The following is a 20,623-nucleotide window of genomic DNA, read 5'->3' on the forward strand; positions in this document are numbered from 1 at the left end:
AGCTATTTACTTTTGGACAATTGGATAATCGTTTGGGTAGTGCTAGTTTTACGCTATAACAAAAAAAGAGAGTTGCCATGAGTAGTCGGACCGAAGATTGGAGACGTGAATTACAGGTCGGCGCCGTCGTTCGCCGCTCACCAGGGGTAACTCGCTGGGCAAAAACTATCTGGACGCCCGTTGCCGTGATACCGGGGGCACCCGAAGCCTTTTGGCGAGAAATGGTTCGGGAGGGCAACGTGGTCGACTATCACGCGGGGACCGTCACGATGGAACTGTTCCGTGCCGATGTTGAGGGTTACCTGGTTTCCCTGAATATGGCCGTTCCCTCCATCTGGATCGTCATGGACAAAGATATAACCAGCCAGTCGCCATCCGGGTGGGTTGTCAGCACCATCACAGCCAGTGCCCATGAAGCATTGGACGCTCTGGACAGTGGCGAAAGCATTGTCGAGGCGGTCCCGATTCCCGAGTCCCTGGCGGCCTGGATCAAGGAGTTTATCGACAAGCACTATATCGAAGAGCCATTCAAGAAACGCCGCCGAGACGAGATCCGTGTCGATGGCGTTGAGGACGCCAAAGGCGATCCCCGCATACGCCAGCAAAGCGATGTTTTCCGTGCTCCCGCCAACATCAAAAAGCCGAGAATTCAGTAATGACCGAGTCACGTCTACAGCGCTGGGCGCGCAGAAAAGCTGAAGCCGGCAAGCAGGCAGAGCAGTCCCCATCTCCGGCTGTTGAGTCAGAACCGGCACCGGAAGAGCAAGAGCTTGCCATCAACGAGGCATTGCCTGAACACGAGTTGCTGGAGAAATACGGCCTGCCTGATCCGGACGCCATCGAACTGGGTACCGACGTCACCGGGTTCATGCGTAAAGAGATTCCCGATTTTCTGCGCCGCAAGGCCCTCAGGGCGCTTTGGAAATCCAACCCGGTGCTGGCGGTGCTGGATGGCCTGAATGACTACGACGAAGACTTCACTGACGCCGGCGCCACGATAAAAGGCGCAAAGACCCTCTACAAGGTGGGCCAGGGTCTGATTGATAGAACCAAAAAGGTCCAGGGGCAGATTGAGGACCTGGCTGAAGATCGTGCGGGCATTCCGGAGCAGGTTACGCCCCCGGAGGTGGCCGAAAATCGGGAAATGAATCGGCTTCCCGAAACCGACGCCGCATCTGGCCAGGCCGAACCTGTGGTGGTTCGCCATCATGAACCTGAACCAAAACAATCGGATGAGGACCACGCACCCCGGTTCCGACCCCGGATGCGTTTTGACTATTAATGGAATAGATTTCAGCTATTAGCGAATGTAAGCCCGGTTGCCCCACTATTCGTTTATATGTACTAGAATTGTGACAGACCGCAAATAATAATTAGAAGGAACACGAAGTGAGCAACACTGCGGAAATCCAGTGCCCGCGTTCGATCACCGACGAAGATCGCGCCCGAGCCCAAATCTATCAGCTGCTGGGCGTTTTGCTTGCCAGCCCACCTTCCACTGAGCTACTGAAAGGGCTTGCTTCCCTGCAAGGTGACGAGACCCCTCTGGGCGCGGCCTCGAAAAACCTGGCAGTCCTTGCGGAACGCACCAATCCCTATGATGCCGAACGGGAATACAACAACCTGTTTGTTGGTCTAGGCCGTGGCGAACTCCTGCCCTACGCCAGTTATTACCTCACCGGTTTTCTGAACGAGAAGCCCCTTGCGGAATTGCGCACCGACCTGATGGCCCGGGGCATTAAAGCCCGTAGCGAGGTCAAGGAGCCTGAAGATCACATCGGTACGCTGTGTGAAATCATGGCAGGCATCATTACCGGCGAATTTCCCTGTGACAGTGGCCTGTCCTCGCAAAAAGCTTTTTTTGACGCGCACCTGGCAAAGTGGGCGGGCTTGTTTTTTACTGATTTGGAAGAAGCGCAAAGCGCCATCTTCTATGCGCCTGTGGGCTCGCTTGGGCGGGCTTTCATGACCATAGAGGCTGATGCCTTTGCAATTCAGTAACCGGGATCTGAACGATCCCTTAACCCAGGGGGAGGTGTCCTATGGACAACCCTAAGCGTGAAAACAGCCGCCGCCGTTTCCTGCAAATGGCAGCAGCCGCAGCTCCAGCTGCTGTTGCAATGACGGTTGCACCGAACGCCGCAGCAGAGGTCGTCAGACAAGACGCGCCAAAAAGCCGCGGACTGCGTGACACTGAACACACACGTAAATATTTCGAATCGGCTCGCTTTTGAGGAAGCGTGAATCATTCAAGGTTGCGTGATGCTCTTGGATGTTCACACCTCCAGTAAAAAACGAGAATAAAAATGAGAGAGGTATGAGACATGTTAAGGAAGAAGACCAACGGGGTTGCGAAAGGCCCCCGTGCAGGCTCTTTGCTTTCATCTCTCGCTGCCAAGACTCTGGACCGTCGTCAGTTTTTGACGGCTTCCGGTGTCGCAGTGGGTGGCATGGCGGCTCTGTCGCTGACGTCGGGACGGGTTGAAGCTGCAACCCCATCGACTGAAGGGGGCGAAGTCATTCGCAAAAAATCCGTGTGTACGCACTGTTCGGTAGGCTGCACCGTGGAGGCGGAAGTACAGAATGGCACCTGGATTGGGCAAGAGCCGGGGTGGGACAGCCCGTTCAATATGGGTGCTCACTGCGCCAAAGGCGCTTCAGTGCGCGAGCATGCCCACGGCGAGCGTCGTCTCAAGTCCCCCATGAAAATGGTCAACGGCCAGTGGCAGAAGATTCCCTGGGACCAGGCGATCAACGAAATCGGCGACAAGATGCTGCAGATCCGTGAGGAGAGCGGCCCCGATTCGGTCTACTGGCTGGGCAGCGCCAAGTTCAACAACGAACAGGCCTATCTCTACCGTAAATTTGCCGCCTACTGGGGCACCAATAACGTCGATCACCAGGCCCGGATCTGTCACTCGACAACCGTTGCCGGCGTAGCCAACACCTGGGGCTACGGTGCGATGACCAACTCGTACAACGACATCCACAACTCCAAGGCGATCTTCCTGATCGGCGGCAACCCTGCCGAAGCGCACCCGGTGTCTCTCCTGCACATCCTGAAAGCCAAGGAAGAAAACAACGCACCACTCATCGTGTGTGACCCGCGCTTTACACGGACTGCGGCTCATGCTGACGAGTTCGTTCGTTTCCGCCCGGGCTCGGACGTGGCACTGGTCTGGGGTATTCTCTGGCATATCTTCGAGAACAACTGGGAAGACAAGGAGTTTATCCGCACCCGGGTGTACGGCATGGACGACATCCGTGAAGAGGTAAAGCGCTGGAACCCGGAAGAAGTTGAGCGTGTCACCGGTGCGCCAGGCGCACAGCTTGAACGCGTCGCTCGCACCCTGGCTAATAACCGCCCGGGTACTGTCATCTGGTGCATGGGTGGTACCCAGCATACCAATGGCAACAACAATACACGCGCATACTGCATACTGCAGTTGGCGCTGGGCAACATGGGCGTTTCCGGTGGCGGCACCAACATCTTCCGCGGACACGACAACGTTCAGGGTGCCACGGACCTGGGTGTGTTGGCCGACACCCTGCCTGGCTACTATGGCCTGGCTGCTGGTTCCTGGGCTCACTGGGCTCGCGTCTGGGAGGAAGACCTGGATTGGCTGAAAGGCCGGTTTGCCATGTGGGACAAGAACGGCAAAACCAAAGCCATGATGAACGAGAAGGGCATCCCCGTATCCCGCTGGATCGATGGTGTTCTGGAAGCCAAGGAGAACCTGGAGCAGCCGGATAACACCCGGGCCATGGTTCTGTGGGGCCATGCGCCCAACTCGCAGACTCGAATGCTCGAAATGAAAGAAGCCATGGAGAAGCTGGACCTGCTGGTCGTAGTGGACCCCTTCCCGACCGTTTCAGCCGTGCTGCACGATCGTAAAGAGGGCGCCTACCTGCTGCCGACAACCACCCAGTTCGAGACTTATGGTTCAGTTACCGCTTCGAACCGGTCGCTCCAGTGGCGTGAAAAGGTTGTCGAGCCGCTGTTCGACTCCAAGGTCGACCACGAGATCATGAAGCTGTTTGCCGACAAGTTCGGTTTCACCGATCGCATGTTCCGCAACATCGCCATTGACGGCGACGAACCGTCGATTGAGGACATCACCCGCGAGTTCAACCGCGGTATGTGGACCATCGGCTACACAGGTCAATCGCCTGAGCGTCTCAAGAAACACATGCAGTACCAGCACCACTTCGACAAGACCACCCTGCGAGCAGTGGGCGGGCCCTGCGATGGTGATATCTACGGCATGCCGTGGCCTTGCTGGGGCACAGCGGAAATGAACCACCCGGGAACACCGAACCTGTACGACATGTCGTTGCCGGTGTCCAAGGGCGGTCTCACCTTCCGTGCCCGCTTCGGCGTCGAGCGCGACGGCGAAAACCTGCTGGCCGAAGGTGTGTACTCTAAAGACTCGGAGATCAAGGATGGTTATCCGGAGTTCACCATGCAGATGCTGATGGATTTGGGCTGGGATGGTGACCTTACGGCTGAAGAACGTGCCAGCATAGACGCGGTGGCAGGTCCCGAGACCAACTGGAAGACCGACCTTTCAGGCGGTATCCAGCGTGTTGCCATCAAGCACGAGTGTGCACCCTTTGGTAACGCCAAGGCTCGGACTGTGGTCTGGAACTTCCCGGATCCGGTGCCGCTTCACCGTGAGCCGCTCTACACCACACGTCGCGATCTGGTCAAAGATTACCCGACCTATGAAGACAAGACCTTCTGGCGCGTCCCGACCCTGTATGAGTCCATTCAGCAGAAGGATTTCAGCAAGGACTTCCCCATCATCCTGACCTCCGGCCGTCTGGTTGAGTACGAAGGTGGCGGTGATGAGACCCGTTCAAATCCCTGGCTGGCGGAGCTCCAGCAGGACATGTTCATTGAGGTGAATCCGCGTGATGCGAACAACCTGAACATCCGGGATGGCAATGACGTCTGGGTGGCCGGCCCTGAAGGCGGTCGAATCAAAGTCAAGGCCATGGTGACGGAGCGTGTCGGTGAGGGCGTAGCCTTTATGCCGTTCCACTTCGGCGGGCACCTGGAGGGTAAGTCTCTGAGGGATAAGTATCCCAAGGGCTCTGACCCCTATGTTCTGGGTGAATCTACAAACGTTGTTCAAACATATGGGTATGACTCGGTCACGCAGATGCAAGAGACCAAAGCCACCCTGTGTTCGATTATGCCGGCATAACAAGAGGTGTAGACCATGGCACTTGAAGGACAAGCACGCGCAAAATTCCTTTGCGATGCCGAACGCTGCATCGAATGCAATGCTTGCGTAACGGCCTGTAAGAATGAGCATGAAGTCCCCTGGGGCATCAACCGTCGACGCGTAGTCACCATCGAAGATGGCAAGCCTGGCGAACGATCGATATCGGTAGCTTGCATGCACTGTTCAGACGCGCCTTGCATGGCCGTTTGTCCCGTGGACTGCTTCTACCAGACTGAAGACGGCATCGTGTTGCACTCCAAGGATCTGTGTATTGGTTGTGGGTATTGTTTTTATGCCTGCCCCTTCGGCGCGCCCCAGTTTCCCCAGGCGGGTAACTTTGGTAGCCGTGGCAAGATGGACAAATGTACGTTCTGTGCAGGTGGTCCTGAAGAAGACAACTCCACGGCCGAGTTCTCCAAGTACGGTCGCAACCGTATTGCGGAGGGCAAGCTGCCGATCTGTGCGGAAATGTGCTCGACCAAAGCCCTGCTGGCCGGTGACGGCAACGAGGTGGCGGACATCTATCGCCAGCGTGTGGTGAACCGTGGTTTCGGTTCAGGCGCCTGGGGATGGGGCACAGCCTACGAGAAGAAGGGAGCATAAACTGGCCTGAGTGTTCCGGGGTCCTTCGGGGCCCCGGCATGCATTGAGGCAACGAATTCTTCTTGTTTTTCCGTTGGAGTGCTCGAATGAACAAAAAACTATTGGGTGCCGCCGTTTTGGTAATGGCGACACTTCTGTTCAACCCTGTCTGGGCACAAGAGGCTCAGGAGGTTGATCGCACGGCTACCGGGGGCGCACAAACCCTGGAAGACATCATGGCTCGTCAGAAACAGTTGGAACGGGATGATAGTTTCCGCTCCGAGAACCTGGGCAACCCGGCCAACGCAGCACCAACCACGGATCCACTGGGCACCCGGGGCGGGGTTTCCGATTCCGAGGGCTGGCGCGCCATTCGCTACAACGAGATTGACCCCAGCACACAGGTGCGGGGACCTGCGGCGGACGTCCTGATTCAGGACGGAGGCATGCCGTGGTACAAGCTTCGTGAAGGCCCCATCATCACCTATGGCGGCGGCGCCATCCTGGGTTTCATAGTGTTGCTCGCAGTGTTTTACTTTGTTCGCGGCAGAATCAGGATTGATGGCGGCCCTGCGGGCACCACCATTGAGCGATTCAAAGCCGTAGAACGGTTTGGCCACTGGCTGTTGGCAGGCTCGTTTATCGCACTGGGTCTAACGGGACTGATTACCTTGATGGGGCGCAGCTTCCTGATCCCTGTCATTGGGCCCGAGGCCTTTGCGACTCTCGCTGCCGGATCCAAGTGGCTACACAACAACGTGGCCTGGGCCTTTATGCTGGGACTGGTGATGACGTTCGTCATGTGGGTGGCCCACAACATCCCCAACAAGCTGGACTGGCAGTGGCTTAAGGCTGGCGGCGGTATCTTTACCAAGGGGCACCCTTCGGCGAAGAAATTCAACGCGGGCCAGAAGATCATTTTCTGGACAGTAATGATCCTGGGCGTCTCCGTGTCCCTGTCTGGGCTGTCGCTGCTGTTCCCGTTCCAGATGCCAATGTTTGCCGATACCTTTGGTGTGATTAACAGCGTCCTGGCCACCAGTTTCCCGACTGACCTCACACCGCACGAAGAGATGCAGTATGCGAATATCTGGCACTCGATTGTGGCGTTCGTAATGATGCTGGCCATCATCGCCCATATCTATATCGGCACGGTCGGCATGGAAGGCGCGTACGATGCCATGGGTAACGGCCAGGTTGATGTGGAATGGGCCCGCCAGCACCACGATCTGTGGGTCGCCGAGGTCGAGGCCAAACAAGGCAAAGGAGAGTCACAGTGAAAGTGATGATTTCCGCATTTGTCGCAGCTCTGGTGATTGCCGCTCTTGCGCCAGTGGTCCTGAACCAGTTCGGCTGGTCCTCAGCCGAGCAAACCACGACTGAGAGCGTTCGTCTTGACTGATCAGTCAGAGGTGCACCAGATCGATGCCATCGGTTTGGTGTGCCCTCTCCCAATCTTACGCTTTAAAAAGCGCACTCAGGGTCTGCCGAGCGGGACGCAAGTCGAGTTTCTGGCCGATGACCCCAGCGGCCGTCGGGACTTACAGGCGCTGTGTGAGATAACCGGCCACCGGATTGAATGGATCCGGGAGGAGGACGCAGGCGTCCTCCGATATCGGATCTGTTTAGCGTAGTTGTCACGCCAGAAAAACCCGGTTTCAGCTATTACATTTTGTTCAAACCATCCGGTGGAAAATACCGTCTTTGCGGAGCAAATGGCGCAAAGCAGCCGCGACATGGCCGGCGATCAGTACACCCAGGGTTATGGCAAGCCACCCATGTATATAAAACAGGCGCCCAGCCAGCTCTTCATCCTCTGGCACAAAAGGCATGGCAGGCAGACGGAAATCGCCCAGTATGACCAGAGCCGGATACGCCGTCACACCGGCCCAGCCAAACAACGGTGTTATCACCAACATTATATACATCAGGTGATGTAAGCTCTTGGCGGCAATCTGCAATTTGCGTGGCATTTCATCCGGGTAAGGCGGGCCCTTTAACCGGACTTTCACCACGATCCTCAGGATCATAAGTAACAGCACACTGAAGCCAATTGCCTTGTGCAAACTGTACAAGGTATTCGTTAGCGCTCCCCAGATGTCTGCTTCCGCGCGTGAAGCCATCCAGAGCCCAACGGGTATCAGCGTCAGAACCATCAGCGCGATTACCCAATGCAGTACCCGCCACCCTGCGGGGTATTTCTGAACCTGAGACATACGCTCCCCCTCCACGTCATTCCCTATCGCTTCGGTGCTAAGTCCATCATCGAATTTATTCGACTACTCCGCAAGAGCGGTATTGAGGTGACGAGTCGTGCATAAATATCCCCCGATGCGATTCCCTCAGCTCCCGCATCAAGCCATTGCCTGAGTGACTCCGGATCCTGCCATGAAGACCAGATAAACCGGCGTTGTTCGCCGGCAATTACATTGAACTCGTGCTGGCCCAGCCGCTCCATCTCCCCCAGGCATCGCATTGCCTGATCCAGGCTGCGGTTCAATTGATCGGAAAGGGCAACGCGCAAGGTTACCTCCAGCCGCTTTCGGTCGCGAGGGTGAAATGATCACGGCCTGTCGTCCGGCAGCGTAGGACTCACATGCTGATTGTGGCCACACGCCAATTGAGTAAACCAGTGGTTTTGTTTACCTTTATGGTAGCTTCTGTACTGTCACATTGGCTTAATCCTAGCCAGTTAAGGTGCGAATACAATTCCGTGCAAGCCTCTGAAACATAGCGGGATGGCACACTTACTGGAAGCAACCCATGCGCATCACCTTCCTCGGAACAGGAGCTGCCGGTGGCGTACCACTTTTTGGCTGCGAATGCGCCGCCTGTGCAAACGCCAAAAAGTACTCAGTCTTTTCACGAGAGCCCTGCTCCGCCCTCATTGAATCCGGAGCCAACCGCATTCTGATTGATGGCGGCCTGATGGATCTGCACAAACGCTTCGCCCCGGGCGAGCTGGACGCCATCCTGCTGACGCACTTTCACCCCGACCATGTACAAGGGCTGTTTCACCTGCGCTGGGGCAAGGGGCCAAGTATCCCGGTACTCATACCTCCCGATCCTGATGGCTGCGCCGATCTTTTCCGCCATCCCGGCATGCTGGATTTCAGCCCCCAGGAGGCATTTACCGCATTTGAAATCGGGCCGTTAAAGGTCACGCCTGTACCGCTGATTCACTCGAAGCCCACCTTTGGCTACGTCTTTGAACCGGCAGGCGGACCCGCTTTTGCCTACCTGACGGATACCCGCGGCCTACCGCGTGAAACCCGGGACTTTTTACAAACAATGAAACCTGAGGGACTGGCGATAGACTGCTCTTTCCCACCTTCCAATCAACCAAAGGGCCATAACGACTGGGCCCTGGCTCTGGATTGCATCAAAGCCGTAGGACCGGCCCGGGCATGGCTTATACACATCAGCCACGATCTGGATAACTGGCGGCTGAGCACCAACCCCGAATTGCCAGCTCACATCAGGGTTGCCCAGGATGGTGATCGGGTCGATCTGACACCAGGCACCGTAAAACCCGGTCATGAATGAAGCAGCCCTGGCGCTCGCCGCCTCGGTGGTCATGCACGTGGTCTGGAACATGCTGGCACGACACCAGCCTGCCAATACCTTCGCCCTGTGGTGGGCCCTTGGTGCTCACCTGTTAATACTGGGCGCCTGGGGCCTTCCCTCACTGATTAAAGACGTACACTGGACACCAGAGTTTGCAGCCCTGCTGGCTACGTCCGCCGCAGCCAATGGCCTTTATTTCATGGCCTTGCGCCATGCCTACAGCCATGCGCCGGTAGCCCTGGTCTACCCGGTCGTCCGTAGCTCACCATTGCTGATCGCTGTCTGGGGCATGCTGTTATTTGGCGACAGTCTCTCAGTGATGGTGTGGGCCGGGATTGCGGTCAGCGTCGCCGGCCTGCTGCTCATGGCCAGTGGCGACAATCGTGGCGAGGAAGGGAAAGCACTGCCATGGGCTCTTTTGGCCATGCTTGCCACCAGTGCGTATTCGATCAGTGATAAAGCTGCGACAGTCTCAATTGACAGTTTCCGCGGCCTGGTGGGCTTTGTCAGCGTCGGCTATCTGACCGCCTGGTTATTCCTGAGCGTGGAGCACCACCGGAATACCGGTCGCTGGATCCCGGCAGCTCGACCCGCCTGGTACATAATACTGACCGGCGGCCTGTGCGTGGGACTGGCCTATGCGCTCGTGATTCACGCCATGCGGTTTATGCCCGCCGCGGAAGCGGTGGCCTATACCAATGCAGGGATCGTTCTGGCCTGCCTTGCTTCGATTTTCATCTTCCGTGAGCGCCATTGCTGGCAGCGCCGCCTGTTCGGCGCCGGCATCATCCTCTCGGGGCTGGTACTGGTGCGGCTGGCACAATAGTTCAACACGCCTGGTGTCCCATTTAAGTACCTGCATGCTCTCCCCCGTTTCACACTCCCGTCTTAAAACCTTCAACTGCCTGTCACCTGAGCGACACCGAACCGTCACAGCTGGATACGACACTGTCTATACAAGTTAAAAACACAGGATGGGAGGCGACCTATGGAGCCCGAGATTCAGATTCAAGGTTTGTCCAAGACGTTTGGCAAGAAAAAGAACAGCGGAAAAGCCCTTAAAGACATCAACCTGACTATCGAATCCGGTGAGATAGTGGCGCTCATCGGCCCTTCCGGCTCCGGAAAATCCACACTCCTTCGCCACCTGGCCGGACTGAGCTGCGGTGATGCGGACAGCGGCGAGATCCGCGTTCTGGGGCAATCCGTCCAGTGTAAAGGACGACTGTCCCGGGATATTCGCAAAACTCGGGCACGGATAGGTTACATCTTTCAACAGTTCAACCTAGTGGGCCGCATGAAGGTAATGACCAACGTGCTCACCGGCGCCCTCGGTCGTGTGCCCGGCTGGCGCGGCTGCCTGGGTCTGTTCAACGCCGAGGAAAAAGCCCTGGCTCTGAAATGCCTGAACCGGGTAGGCATGGATGCCTGGGCGAATCAGCGGGCCTCCTGCCTTTCTGGTGGCCAGCAGCAGCGCGTTGCCATTGCCCGCACCCTCACTCAGAAAGCCGAAGTGATTCTTGCTGACGAACCCATCGCTTCTCTCGATCCTGAATCGGCCCGTCGGGTCATGGAAATTCTTGCCGACATTAACAGCCAGGACGGCCGCACCGTGGTAGTCACCCTGCATCAAGTGGATTACGCCCGTGAGTTCTGCCGCCGTGCCATTGCCCTCCGAGCCGGTGAAGTTGTGTTCGACGGGCCGTCAGAAGAACTGACCCCCTCCTTGCTCGCCAGCATTTACGGCACTACCTCGTTCGATGTAGACGGCGAACCCGTTAAAAGAAGAAAAACCCGCGAGCCCGCAAAAGGGTTTGCACTGGCACCCGCCAGTTGATCGTGAATCTGTTCATACACTCTTACCCAAAATCACAAACCAGAGGAAATAACGATGATCAAACAATGGATTAGCCGGCTGACCCTGGCCGCCGCAGTTACCGTCGGCGCCACGGGCCTTCAGGCAGAAGAACAGAAAACCCTCAACTTCGGCATCATCTCGACCGAATCATCCAGCAATCTGAAAGACGTCTGGAATCCTTTCCTCGAAGACATGTCAGCGAAACTGGGCATGGAAGTAAAAGGCTTCTTCGCGCCAGATTACGCCGGCATCATCCAGGGCATGCGCTTCGACAAGGTTGACATCGCCTGGTACGGCAACAAGTCCGCCATGGAAGCTGTCGACCGCGCTGGTGGTGAGGTTGTGGTGCAGACGGTCGCAGCCGACGGTTCGCCGGGCTATTGGAGCCTGATGATCGTCCACAAGGACAGCAAGCATCTGAACAGCGTTGAGGATGTCCTCGCCAACGCCAAAGACCTAACTTTCGGCAATGGCGATCCGAATTCCACGTCTGGCTACCTGGTGCCCAGCTATTACATTTTCGCGAAAAATGGCATCGACCCCAAAGAAGCCTTCAAGCGCACTCTTAACTCCGGCCATGAAACAAATGCCCTGGCAGTTGCCAACAAACAGGTAGACGTTGCCACGTTCAACACAGAGAGCATGGAGCGACTGCAAATCAACTTCCCTGAAAAAGCTGACAATCTAAAAGTGATCTGGAAGTCACCGCTGATTCCCGCCGACCCACTGGTATGGCGCAAGAATCTTCCCTCTGAAACTAAACAGAAAGTCTACGATTTTCTGATGACCTACGGCACCACCGGCGACAAGCACGAGATTGAAGTGCTTAAAGACCTGCAGTGGGCACCATTCCGCGCCTCCAGCAACGATCAGCTGATTCCTATTCGTCAGCTTGAGCTTTTCAAGCAGAAAGCGGCGATCCAGAACGACGAGAACTATTCAGATCAGGAAAAGGCACAGAAGCTGGCTGAAATTGATGCCCAGCTCGCCAGCCTGGAGCGTCGCCTGGCGGCTCTCGACGCTGCCCGCGAAGAGTCCAACTGATAAGCCTTGGGGGGCTGGCTTGAAACACCAGCCCTTTTCGTGCTTCGGGCGATTCCGACAACTCAAGACGTAAAAGCGACAGGCAACTCTCATGCATAGTGCATCGACACATTCAAACCTTTCCGGCGATCAAGACAACCTGCTGTCGCGGAACTGGACCAGCTTGCTGGGTTGGGGTATCGCCTGCGCCATTCTGGCATGGTCCTGGGGGGGCGCCGAAATGAATCCGGTTGCCCTGTTTGCCGATGGTAATAACATGGCCGTGTTCGCCGCCGATTTTTTCCCGCCCAATTTTCATGATTGGCGTCTTTACCTGAGCGAGATGGTAACCACCGTCCAGATTGCTATCTGGGGCACGGTGATGGCAGTCATTCTGGCCATTCCCTTCGGAATTATGTCATCGGAAAACCTGGTGCCCTGGTGGGTCTGCCAGCCGGTCCGCCGGCTGATGGATTCGTTCCGCGCCATTAACGAGATGGTCTTCGCCATGCTGTTCGTGGTGGCCGTGGGGCTGGGCCCTTTTGCCGGGGTCATGGCGCTGTTCATTCACACCACCGGGGTTCTGGCAAAACTGTTCTCCGAAGCCGTGGAGGCCATTGACCCAGGGCCAGTAGAAGGCGTGCGCGCCACTGGCGCCAGCGGGCTTCAGGAAGTTATTTACGGCGTCATTCCTCAGGTACTGCCGTTGTGGATCTCCTACTCGCTGTACCGGTTCGAATCCAATGTCCGCTCTGCCACCGTGGTCGGCATGGTGGGTGCCGGCGGCATCGGCGTAATCCTCTGGGAGAGCATGCGCGGCTTCCAGTTCGCCCAAACCTGCGCGGTGATGATCATCATCATCCTGGTTGTGACCTCACTTGATATCGCGTCTCAGTGGATCCGCAAGCGCTTTATCTGAGGTTGCGCTGTTTCTGACCCGGCCTGGTACAACCGGGAACCCGCCCATGCGGGTTTTTTAATCGGCCAAGTTGTCTAGACAAGAGGAAAACCGATGGCCCTATACGAAGACGTTGCACAGACCCTGGAGCAGGAGATCCGTCAAAACCTGGCTTGCGGAGATTACCTGCCATCCGAGGCTGAGCTGGCGAAGCGCTTCTCGATCAACCGCCACACCCTGCGCCGGGCAGTGGACCAGCTGGTAGACGCCGGCATGCTGCTGCGCCAGCAGGGCAAGGGAACCCTCGTGGTCGAGCACGCCCTGGAGTACAACATCGGCGCGCGGGCACGCTTCAGTGAAGCGATGGAAGCCATGGGGCATACGTCTGTCAGCGAAGTCATCGGGCGCCGGGTATTGGTGGCAGAAGAGCGTTTTTCCCGTGCAAGCGGGATTCCCGCTGGCACGCCGGTCCTGCAGGTGGACACCCTGCGCAGCGTGAATGGAAAGCCAGTCAATCTGATCAGCCACTACCTGCGGCGCGAGGCCTTTCCCGGCCTGGAAGTCGACTATCGCGGCGGCTCACTGCATGCCCACATTGAACACCACCATGGCATCAAGCTGCTTCGCAAACAGGCTCTGATCAGCACCACCCTGCCCAGCCGGAGGGAAGCCGATTTTCTGCAATATCCCAGACACATGCCTGTGCTGGTAGTGAAGTCCAACAATGTTCGTGCCGGCACAGACGAGGTGCTCGAATACAGCATCTCCCGCGGCCGCGCCGACTGTTTCGAGTTCAGGGTCCAGCCCCGGATCACCGATTTACCTACGGGAGAAACCACCCCATGACCGACGCCCATGCGTTTTCGTCGTCCACCGATGCGACTCCGGAATTCACCGACCGTCAATTCTGGATGTCAGTCCTGGCAAGGGCTGATCTGAGTGATCTTGAATCATACTGGCAAAATCTCTCAGACCGCCCTGAGTACCGCCACCTGCGTAAACCGGAAATCGGTATGGCCATGGTGCGTGGCCGTGCCGGCGGCACAGGTTCGCCGTTTAACCTGGGCGAAGTCACGCTAACCCGATGTGTGGTGGAGCTGGATGCCGGCGTTCAGGGCTTTGGCTATGTCACTGGCCGCAGCCGGCGTCATGCTGAACTGGCAGCACTGTTCGACGGCCTGATGCAGGAAGACAGCAGCCAACACGGTCCTGCCTTGATCCAGCCGCTGCACAAGAAATGGCTGGGCCGCCGTGATCAGGTCTCCCGCAAAGCCGCCGCCACCAAAGTGAACTTCATGACCATGGTCAGAGGGAGCTAGCCAATGACTACGAACAAAGAGAGTCGTCCATCTGTGACGCCACCCCTCTCACTGGCCGGGCTCTGCGCCGGGTTCGACGATCCGGTACAGCAGTCTCAACAGGTGTTTCGTCGCGCACTCACCGCGCTCTCAGAGCCCGGGACGCTGCAAACCGTTCCCGTGAGCGACACGCCCACGGGCATAAACACCGCCTCCTATCAGCTGTGCCTGGCACTGCTGGATGCGGAAACCCCCTTGTGGATTGCCCCACCACTGCGGACCGATGCCCTGGTGAGTGCGCTGCGCTTTCACTGTGGCTGCCGGATTGTGGACACGCCGGGGCTGGCCGAGTTTGCCCTGACACTACCCGATTTCGATGGCGACCTGACCCGGTTTGCCCAAGGTAGCCATGAATATCCTGACCGGTCCACCACACTGATCGTCCAGGTCGAAAGCCTGGAATCAGCTGGCGACTGGACCCTGAGCGGCCCCGGGATTGAGGGCGTGCGCAAGGTCCGCATCGCCGGCCTGGACCCTCGTTGGCCGGGCATGCTGGCCGATAATCGCCGTCGTTTTCCTTGTGGTGTTGACCTTCTGTTCACCGCCGGAACTGGCCTGATGGGTCTGCCACGCACCACCCGAGTGGAGGTTTAACCATGTACGTAGCTGTCAAAGGTGGCGAGAAAGCCATCGACCAGGCCCATAGCTGGCTCGACGAAACACGTCGCGGCGACACCTCACTGCCAGAGCTGAGCGTTGCCCAGATTCGCGAACAGATGGGGCTGGCCGTGGACCGGGTTATGACCGAAGGCTCTCTTTACGATCCGGAACTCGCCGCGCTGGCGCTCAAGCAGGCCAGCGGCGATGTTATTGAAGCCATATTCCTTCTGCGGGCTTACCGCACCACGCTGCCGCGATTTCTGGCGTCCCGTCCGGTGGAAACCAACAAGATGGCCATCCGACGCCGTATTTCCGCCGCCTACAAGGATCTTCCCGGCGGCCAGGTACTGGGCCCCACCTACGATTACACCCATCGGTTGCTGGACTTTACCCTGTTGGCCAATGGCGAGCGATCGACGACGCAGCCGGCGGAGGAGTCGGTGGAAGACTGCCCGCGGGTGCTGGATTTCCTCAACAACGAGGGGCTGATTGAAAGCCCGCTGGCGAAAAGCGACCAGAAACAGTCAGGCAACCCATCAGAACCCGAAGCGCCCGCGGATCTGACCCGCCAGCCGCTGGATTACCCCGCTGACCGGGATCTGCGCCTGCAGGCCCTGGCTCGGGGAGACGAGGGATTCCTACTGGCACTGGCCTACTCCACCCAGCGCGGTTACGGCCGCAACCACCCCTTTGCCGGTGAGATCCGCCAGGGCGAAGTGGTTGTGGAAATCGTACCGGAGGAACTGGGCTTCCCCATTATCGCCGGGGATATCCTGGTTACCGAATGCGACATGATCAACCAGTTCAGCGGCACGGAAACCGAAGCCCCTCGTTTCACCCGTGGCTACGGCCTGGCGTTTGGCAACTCCGAGCGCAAGGCTCTGGCCATGGCGCTTGTAGATCGGGCACTGCGGGCACGGGAGCTCGGCGAGGATGTGGTATCGCCGGCACAAGATGAGGAATTCGTACTCGCTCACTGCGACAACCTGGACTCCTCGGGTTTTGTGTCTCACCTGAAACTACCCCACTACGTCGATTTCCAGTCCGAGCTGGTGTTGCTGCGACGGCTACGCAAAGAGTTCGAAGAGCGCAAATCAGGCGGCCAGAGCCCACAAGTTGAACCGACAACTGCACCCGATCTCAATGACGAACCAACCGTGAACACCCAGCAACGCCGGGAGGCGAACCAGGTATGACCACCGCATCCCTTAAACAAACCACTGACACCCAGGCGGAGAACGGCTACAACTTCGCTTACCTGGATGAGCAGACCAAGCGCATGATTCGCAGGTGCCTGTTGAAGGCCGTGGCCGTGCCCGGCTATCAGGTACCTTTCGGCGGCCGCGAGATGCCTTTACCTTATGGCTGGGGCACCGGTGGCATGCAGGTCACCGCCACAGTGATCGGTGAGAACGATGTACTCAAAGTCATTGACCAGGGCGCAGACGACACCACCAATGCGGTCAGCATTCGGCGCTTTTTTGCCCGCACAGCCGGCGTCGCCACCACCGAATCAACCCCCGAGGCCAGTGTTATCCAGACCCGTCACCGGATTCCGGAAACGCCGCTCACCCGGGGGCAGATCCTGGTCTACCAGGTACCGATTCCGGAGCCCCTGCGCTTCATTGAACCGAGGGAAACCGAGACCCGGAAGATGCATGCCCTGCAGGAATACGGGGTGATGCACGTCAAACTGTATGAGGACATCGCCCGTTTCGGCCATATAGCCACTACCTATGCCTACCCGGTCAAGGTCAACGGGCATTATGTGATGGACCCCTCACCCATACCCAAGTTCGACAACCCCAAGATGCACGGCAGTCCAGCACTGCAACTGTTCGGCGCCGGCCGGGAGAAACGCATCTACGCTATCCCGCCGTTTACCCGGGTCGAGAGTCTGGACTTCGAGGATCACCCCTTCGAGATCCAGGGTTGGGATCAGACCTGCGAGTTCTGCGGTTCGGACCACTCCTTTCTCGATGAAGTTGTCACCGACGATGAAGGCGGGCGCATTTTCATCTGCTCTGATACCGACTATTGCAACCAGCGCCTCAATACTGGCGCGAGTATGGAGGTCGTATGACCAACACCGTATTGGCGGCATCTCACGAGGCCCCGGCCGAGCCGCTGCTGAAAGTGAGCAACCTGCGCAAACTCTATGCCCCCGGCAAGGGTGTTGACGGCGTTGACTTCGAACTCTGGCCTGGCGAAGTTCTGGGCATCGTCGGCGAGTCCGGGTCTGGCAAGACCACACTTCTGCAGTGTCTCTCCGGCATGCAGACGCCGGACTCCGGGCGGATCGAATACACCGGCAAGCAGGGCGACAAACTCGACATCTACGATATTACCGAGAGCCAGAGGCGGCTTCTGCTCCGAACGGAGTGGGGGGTCGTTCACCAGCATCCCCGGGATGGCCTGCGCATGGGCGTCAGTGCCGGCGCCAACATTGGTGAGCGGCTGATGGCCATCGGCGAGCGTCATTACGGCACCCTGCGCTCAACGGGAGAAACCTGGTTGCGTGAAGTGGAGATCGACATCGCCCGCATCGATGACCTGCCTCGCACTTTTTCCGGCGGCATGCAGCAGCGCCTGCAGATTGCCCGCAATCTGGTGACCCAGCCGCGGCTGGTCTTCATGGATGAGCCCACCGGCGGTCTGGATGTCTCGGTTCAGGCCCGCCTGCTGGACATGCTTCGCAACCTGGTGGTGGACCTGGGCCTGTCAGTGGTGCTGGTCACTCATGACCTTGCCGTCGCCCGATTGTTGTCACACCGACTCATGGTCATGCGTGGCGGCAAGGTGGTTGAGCAGGGTCTTACCGACCAGATCCTGGATGACCCGCAACATCCTTACAGCCAACTGCTGGTGTCTTCGGTGTTGACCCCGTGATACCGCACTCTGATCGAACCGGAGAACTGCAATGACTGTCATGATCCAGGTTAACGACCTGAACAAGCGTTTTACCCTGCACAATCAGGGTGGTGTTTCCTACCCTGTCCTCACCGATGTGTCCTTCGACGTCAACGCTGGTGAATGCGTGGTACTTGATGGGCGCTCGGGCTCCGGCAAGAGCACTCTCTTGCGCTCGCTTTACGCCAATTACAAGCCCCAGTCCGGCCAGCTCCATATTCGGCACCAGGGTGAGCTTGTGGACCTGGTAACGGCAACACCAAGGCAGATCCTCACCATCCGGCGGCAAACCCTGGGGTATGTCAGCCAGTTCCTGCGGGTTATTCCCCGGGTATCGACCCTCGAAGTGGTCATGGAACCATTGCGAGCTCTGGGCGTAGACAGGGATAGCTGCCGTGAAAAAGCCGCTGGGTTGCTGCGCCAGCTGAACATACCCGAAACGCTCTGGCACCTCGCTCCCTCAACCTTTTCCGGGGGGGAGCAGCAGCGGGTCAATATCGCCCGGGGTTTCGTCGTTGACTACCCCATCCTGCTGCTGGATGAACCCACTGCCTCACTGGACGCGGATAACTGCGCCGTGGTGGTGTCGCTTATCCGGCAGGCCCGGGAGCGCGGCGCAGCCATTGTCGGAATCTTCCACGATGCCGGGCTCCGCGACCACCTCGCTGACCGCCGGATACCCCTGACCAGCCCTGCAAAGGAGGAAGCCGCATGAGCGCCATGGACCTGACCCTTGAGCGGCCGCAACTCGAGAGCAATGAATTGCTGCTCACCAATGCCCGCATCGCAACGGAAAACGAGGTCTTTACCGGCACCCTCAAGGTCCGGAATGGGCTGATCAGTACTCTGGAGCGGGGCAACACTTCCATAACCGGAGCCCGCGACTGCCAGGGGGCCTACCTGATCCCGGGACTGGTGGAGCTGCATACCGACAACCTGGAAAAGCATTTTTCGCCGCGGCCGGGTGTGATCTGGCCCAGCCATCCGGCCGTGCTGACCCACGATGCCCATATTGTATCGTCCGGCATTACCACCGTGTTCGACGCGCTGTCTGTCGGTGATGTTGTCGATGACAGCAATCGCCTGGCTCATCTGAGAACCCTCATTGACGCCCTTGCCGAAACCCGGAAGGCGGGGATGTTGCGGGCTGATCACCTGTTACACCTGCGCTGCGAAGTCAGTTTTGGCGAGACCCTGAAACTGTTCGAAGACCTGGTCGATCACCCCCTGCTCCAGCTTGTCTCGGTCATGGATCACACGCCCGGGCAGCGTCAGTTTGTGCGAGAAGACAAGTATCGGCAGTATTATCAGGGCAAGCACGGCCTCAGTGATTCTGAAATGGATACCTTTACCCGCAAACGCAAGGAATCCGCCCTCCTGCACAGCGACCGTAACCGCAAGGCCATCGTTGCCATCTGCCAGGCCCGGGGAATCCCGCTGGCCAGCCATGATGATGCAACCCTGGACCACGTTATGGAATCAGCGGAGTTCGGTATGCGTATTGCGGAGTTTCCCACCACCCTGGAAGCGGCAAAAGCTTCCCATGACCAGGGATTGCGGGTATTGATGGGTGCGCCCAATATTGTTCGAGGCGGCTCCCACTCCGGCAACATTGCAGCCGCCGATCTGGCCGCCGCCGGAGTGCTCGACATCCTGTCGTCGGATTACTATCCCGCCAGCATGCTGGACGCGGCTTTTCGCCTTGCCGCCATGGAAGACAACAATTACGACCTGGCCCGGGCCATTGCCACGGTCACGGCAACCCCGGCACGATCCGCCAATCTCCATGACCGCGGCCTGATCGAGCCTGGCAAACGGGCAGACCTTGTGCTGGTGGAGCCAAGAGGTCAGTTGCCGGTCATTCACAACGTCTGGCGAAGTGGCGAGCGGGTCTACTGAGGAGCTGAAGATGTCAGGATCAACCGGTCAACAGACCATCGACGCCGGCTCCGGTCGCCTGTTTTACATAATGGGAGCATCAGGCGCCGGCAAAGACACGCTTCTGAAAGGCTGCAGGGATTGCGCCGACAACGGGTTCAGCCCGCTTGTGGCCCACCGCTATATTACCCGGGAGCCGGATGGCGGCACCGAAAGTCATGTCTGGCTTTCGGACGCCGAGTTCGAGCAACGGGTAACAATGAATGCCTTCGCCATGCACTGGTCTGCCAATGGTTTTCGCTATGGCATCGGTCGGGAGGTCGACCATTGGCTGGCCGAGGGTGGCCAGGTGCTGGTTAATGGCTCCCGCGGCTATCTCGATGAGGCGCGGTCACGTTATGGCAGCATGCTTATTCCAGTACTGATCAGCGTCGATCCGCACCGGCTGCAACGCCGCCTTACGCTGAGGGGACGGGAGTGCGCAGAGGAAATCGAAGCCCGGATCCGCCGCGCCCGGGAACTGGAGCAACAGCTTCCTCCGGACTGCCTTGTGATCGAGAACAATGGCACCGTTGAAGCGGCCGTGTCGAGGCTGTTGACCGTAATTGCTGAGACACAAACCAACCGCACGCCTTGCGAACTCCACAAGTGCCCATAACCGCGACTGAAAATAGGCAACAATAGACATTTACAAAACTGGGTCTAACGTTATGCAAGA

At 58.0% G+C, this 20,623-nt stretch carries 24 protein-coding genes and 1 pseudogene; 23 read left to right on the forward strand and 2 right to left on the reverse strand.

Translation table 11 applies throughout. The features are described 5' to 3' along the window. The first annotated feature begins 77 nt into the window (after positions 1–77). The 9 genes from CLH62_RS09070 (at position 78) to CLH62_RS09105 (ending at position 7,447) form a co-directional block, all read left to right on the forward strand. Positions 78–656 carry a DUF3305 domain-containing protein gene (locus tag CLH62_RS09070; RefSeq protein WP_099617845.1) on the forward strand — a complete coding sequence of 193 codons (579 nt, stop codon included), beginning with the start codon at positions 78–80 and terminating at the stop codon, positions 654–656. Beyond that, positions 656–1,282 carry a DUF3306 domain-containing protein gene (locus CLH62_RS09075; protein ID WP_099617846.1) on the forward strand — a complete coding sequence of 209 codons (627 nt, stop codon included), beginning with the start codon at positions 656–658 and terminating at the stop codon, positions 1,280–1,282. The genes CLH62_RS09070 and CLH62_RS09075 overlap by 1 nt, the downstream gene beginning before the upstream one ends. 107 nt (positions 1,283–1,389) lie before the next feature. Continuing rightward, positions 1,390–2,001: a TorD/DmsD family molecular chaperone gene (locus tag CLH62_RS09080; protein ID WP_099617847.1), complete on the forward strand. Its 612-nt coding sequence runs from the start codon at positions 1,390–1,392 to the stop codon at positions 1,999–2,001. 41 nt (positions 2,002–2,042) lie between these two features. Then, positions 2,043–2,234, forward strand: coding sequence for a twin-arginine translocation signal domain-containing protein (locus CLH62_RS09085; protein ID WP_008177284.1), 192 nt, complete (start codon positions 2,043–2,045; stop codon positions 2,232–2,234). A 90-nt stretch (positions 2,235–2,324) separates the two neighbouring features. Beyond that, the gene (locus tag CLH62_RS09090; RefSeq protein WP_099617848.1) at positions 2,325–5,210 is read left to right on the forward strand and encodes a molybdopterin-dependent oxidoreductase; all 2,886 of its coding nucleotides are present in this window, start codon (positions 2,325–2,327) and stop codon (positions 5,208–5,210) included. 15 nt (positions 5,211–5,225) lie between these two features. After that, positions 5,226–5,834 (forward strand): formate dehydrogenase FDH3 subunit beta, encoded by a 609-nt coding sequence (gene fdh3B / locus CLH62_RS09095; protein WP_099617849.1) that lies wholly within the window; start codon positions 5,226–5,228, stop codon positions 5,832–5,834. An 86-nt stretch (positions 5,835–5,920) separates the two neighbouring features. Continuing rightward, complete coding sequence (locus CLH62_RS09100) at positions 5,921–7,093, forward strand: formate dehydrogenase subunit gamma (RefSeq protein ID WP_099617850.1); 1,173 nt, start codon at positions 5,921–5,923, stop codon at positions 7,091–7,093. Continuing rightward, positions 7,090–7,215, forward strand: coding sequence for a hypothetical protein (locus tag CLH62_RS21530; protein WP_265734811.1), 126 nt, complete (start codon positions 7,090–7,092; stop codon positions 7,213–7,215). The genes CLH62_RS09100 and CLH62_RS21530 overlap by 4 nt, the downstream gene beginning before the upstream one ends. Before the next feature lie 10 nt (positions 7,216–7,225). After that, positions 7,226–7,447: a sulfurtransferase TusA family protein gene (locus CLH62_RS09105; RefSeq protein WP_228152852.1), complete on the forward strand. Its 222-nt coding sequence runs from the start codon at positions 7,226–7,228 to the stop codon at positions 7,445–7,447. Positions 7,448–7,489: 42 nt separating this feature from the next. On the opposite strand, the gene CLH62_RS09110 is transcribed toward CLH62_RS09105, so the two are convergent. Together CLH62_RS09110 and CLH62_RS21645 are read right to left on the reverse strand one after the other, a co-directional pair. Then, positions 7,490–8,029 (reverse strand): cytochrome b, encoded by a 540-nt coding sequence (locus CLH62_RS09110; protein ID WP_099617852.1) that lies wholly within the window; start codon positions 8,027–8,029, stop codon positions 7,490–7,492. A gap of 347 nt (positions 8,030–8,376) precedes the next feature. After that, a pseudogene (locus tag CLH62_RS21645) lies at positions 8,377–8,466 on the reverse strand (DUF3565 domain-containing protein); the annotation flags it as partial. Positions 8,467–8,576: 110 nt separating this feature from the next. Here CLH62_RS21645 and phnP point away from each other — a divergent pair. From phnP to phnN, 14 genes are all read left to right on the forward strand, one after another. After that, positions 8,577–9,359, forward strand: a complete 783-nt coding sequence (phnP, locus tag CLH62_RS09115; protein ID WP_099617853.1) for a phosphonate metabolism protein PhnP — start codon at positions 8,577–8,579, stop codon at positions 9,357–9,359. Further along, on the forward strand, positions 9,352–10,206 hold the full coding sequence (locus CLH62_RS09120) for an EamA family transporter (protein WP_099617854.1): 855 nt from the start codon (positions 9,352–9,354) through the stop codon (positions 10,204–10,206). Before phnP ends, CLH62_RS09120 begins: the two co-directional genes overlap by 8 nt. A 162-nt stretch (positions 10,207–10,368) precedes the next feature. Beyond that, positions 10,369–11,217, forward strand: a complete 849-nt coding sequence (phnC, locus tag CLH62_RS09125) for a phosphonate ABC transporter ATP-binding protein (protein WP_099617855.1) — start codon at positions 10,369–10,371, stop codon at positions 11,215–11,217. A 54-nt stretch (positions 11,218–11,271) separates the two neighbouring features. Then, positions 11,272–12,282, forward strand: coding sequence for a phosphonate ABC transporter substrate-binding protein (gene phnD / locus CLH62_RS09130; RefSeq protein ID WP_099617856.1), 1,011 nt, complete (start codon positions 11,272–11,274; stop codon positions 12,280–12,282). Positions 12,283–12,373: 91 nt separating this feature from the next. Beyond that, on the forward strand, positions 12,374–13,180 hold the full coding sequence (gene phnE / locus CLH62_RS09135; RefSeq protein WP_099617857.1) for a phosphonate ABC transporter, permease protein PhnE: 807 nt from the start codon (positions 12,374–12,376) through the stop codon (positions 13,178–13,180). 93 nt (positions 13,181–13,273) lie between these two features. Next, positions 13,274–14,005 carry a phosphonate metabolism transcriptional regulator PhnF gene (gene phnF / locus CLH62_RS09140; RefSeq protein ID WP_099617858.1) on the forward strand — a complete coding sequence of 244 codons (732 nt, stop codon included), beginning with the start codon at positions 13,274–13,276 and terminating at the stop codon, positions 14,003–14,005. Then, positions 14,002–14,478 carry a phosphonate C-P lyase system protein PhnG gene (phnG, locus tag CLH62_RS09145; protein ID WP_099617859.1) on the forward strand — a complete coding sequence of 159 codons (477 nt, stop codon included), beginning with the start codon at positions 14,002–14,004 and terminating at the stop codon, positions 14,476–14,478. Before phnF ends, phnG begins: the two co-directional genes overlap by 4 nt. A 3-nt stretch (positions 14,479–14,481) precedes the next feature. After that, on the forward strand, positions 14,482–15,111 hold the full coding sequence (phnH, locus tag CLH62_RS09150; RefSeq protein WP_099617860.1) for a phosphonate C-P lyase system protein PhnH: 630 nt from the start codon (positions 14,482–14,484) through the stop codon (positions 15,109–15,111). A 2-nt stretch (positions 15,112–15,113) separates the two neighbouring features. Beyond that, the gene (locus tag CLH62_RS09155; RefSeq protein ID WP_099617861.1) at positions 15,114–16,313 is read left to right on the forward strand and encodes a carbon-phosphorus lyase complex subunit; all 1,200 of its coding nucleotides are present in this window, start codon (positions 15,114–15,116) and stop codon (positions 16,311–16,313) included. Next, positions 16,310–17,200: an alpha-D-ribose 1-methylphosphonate 5-phosphate C-P-lyase PhnJ gene (locus CLH62_RS09160; RefSeq protein WP_099617862.1), complete on the forward strand. Its 891-nt coding sequence runs from the start codon at positions 16,310–16,312 to the stop codon at positions 17,198–17,200. Before CLH62_RS09155 ends, CLH62_RS09160 begins: the two co-directional genes overlap by 4 nt. Next, positions 17,197–18,006: a phosphonate C-P lyase system protein PhnK gene (gene phnK / locus CLH62_RS09165; RefSeq protein WP_099617863.1), complete on the forward strand. Its 810-nt coding sequence runs from the start codon at positions 17,197–17,199 to the stop codon at positions 18,004–18,006. The genes CLH62_RS09160 and phnK overlap by 4 nt, the downstream gene beginning before the upstream one ends. 31 nt (positions 18,007–18,037) lie before the next feature. Beyond that, on the forward strand, positions 18,038–18,742 hold the full coding sequence (phnL, locus tag CLH62_RS09170) for a phosphonate C-P lyase system protein PhnL (protein ID WP_099617864.1): 705 nt from the start codon (positions 18,038–18,040) through the stop codon (positions 18,740–18,742). Continuing rightward, entirely contained in the window at positions 18,739–19,926 is a 1,188-nt protein-coding gene (locus CLH62_RS09175) for an alpha-D-ribose 1-methylphosphonate 5-triphosphate diphosphatase (RefSeq protein ID WP_099617865.1), read from the forward strand. Before phnL ends, CLH62_RS09175 begins: the two co-directional genes overlap by 4 nt. A 10-nt stretch (positions 19,927–19,936) precedes the next feature. Further along, positions 19,937–20,563, forward strand: a complete 627-nt coding sequence (phnN, locus tag CLH62_RS09180; protein ID WP_099617866.1) for a ribose 1,5-bisphosphokinase — start codon at positions 19,937–19,939, stop codon at positions 20,561–20,563. Positions 20,564–20,623: the final 60 nt, after the last annotated feature.

This window comes from Marinobacter guineae (assembly GCF_002744735.1).
In the GTDB taxonomy this organism is placed as follows: domain Bacteria; phylum Pseudomonadota; class Gammaproteobacteria; order Pseudomonadales; family Oleiphilaceae; genus Marinobacter; species Marinobacter guineae.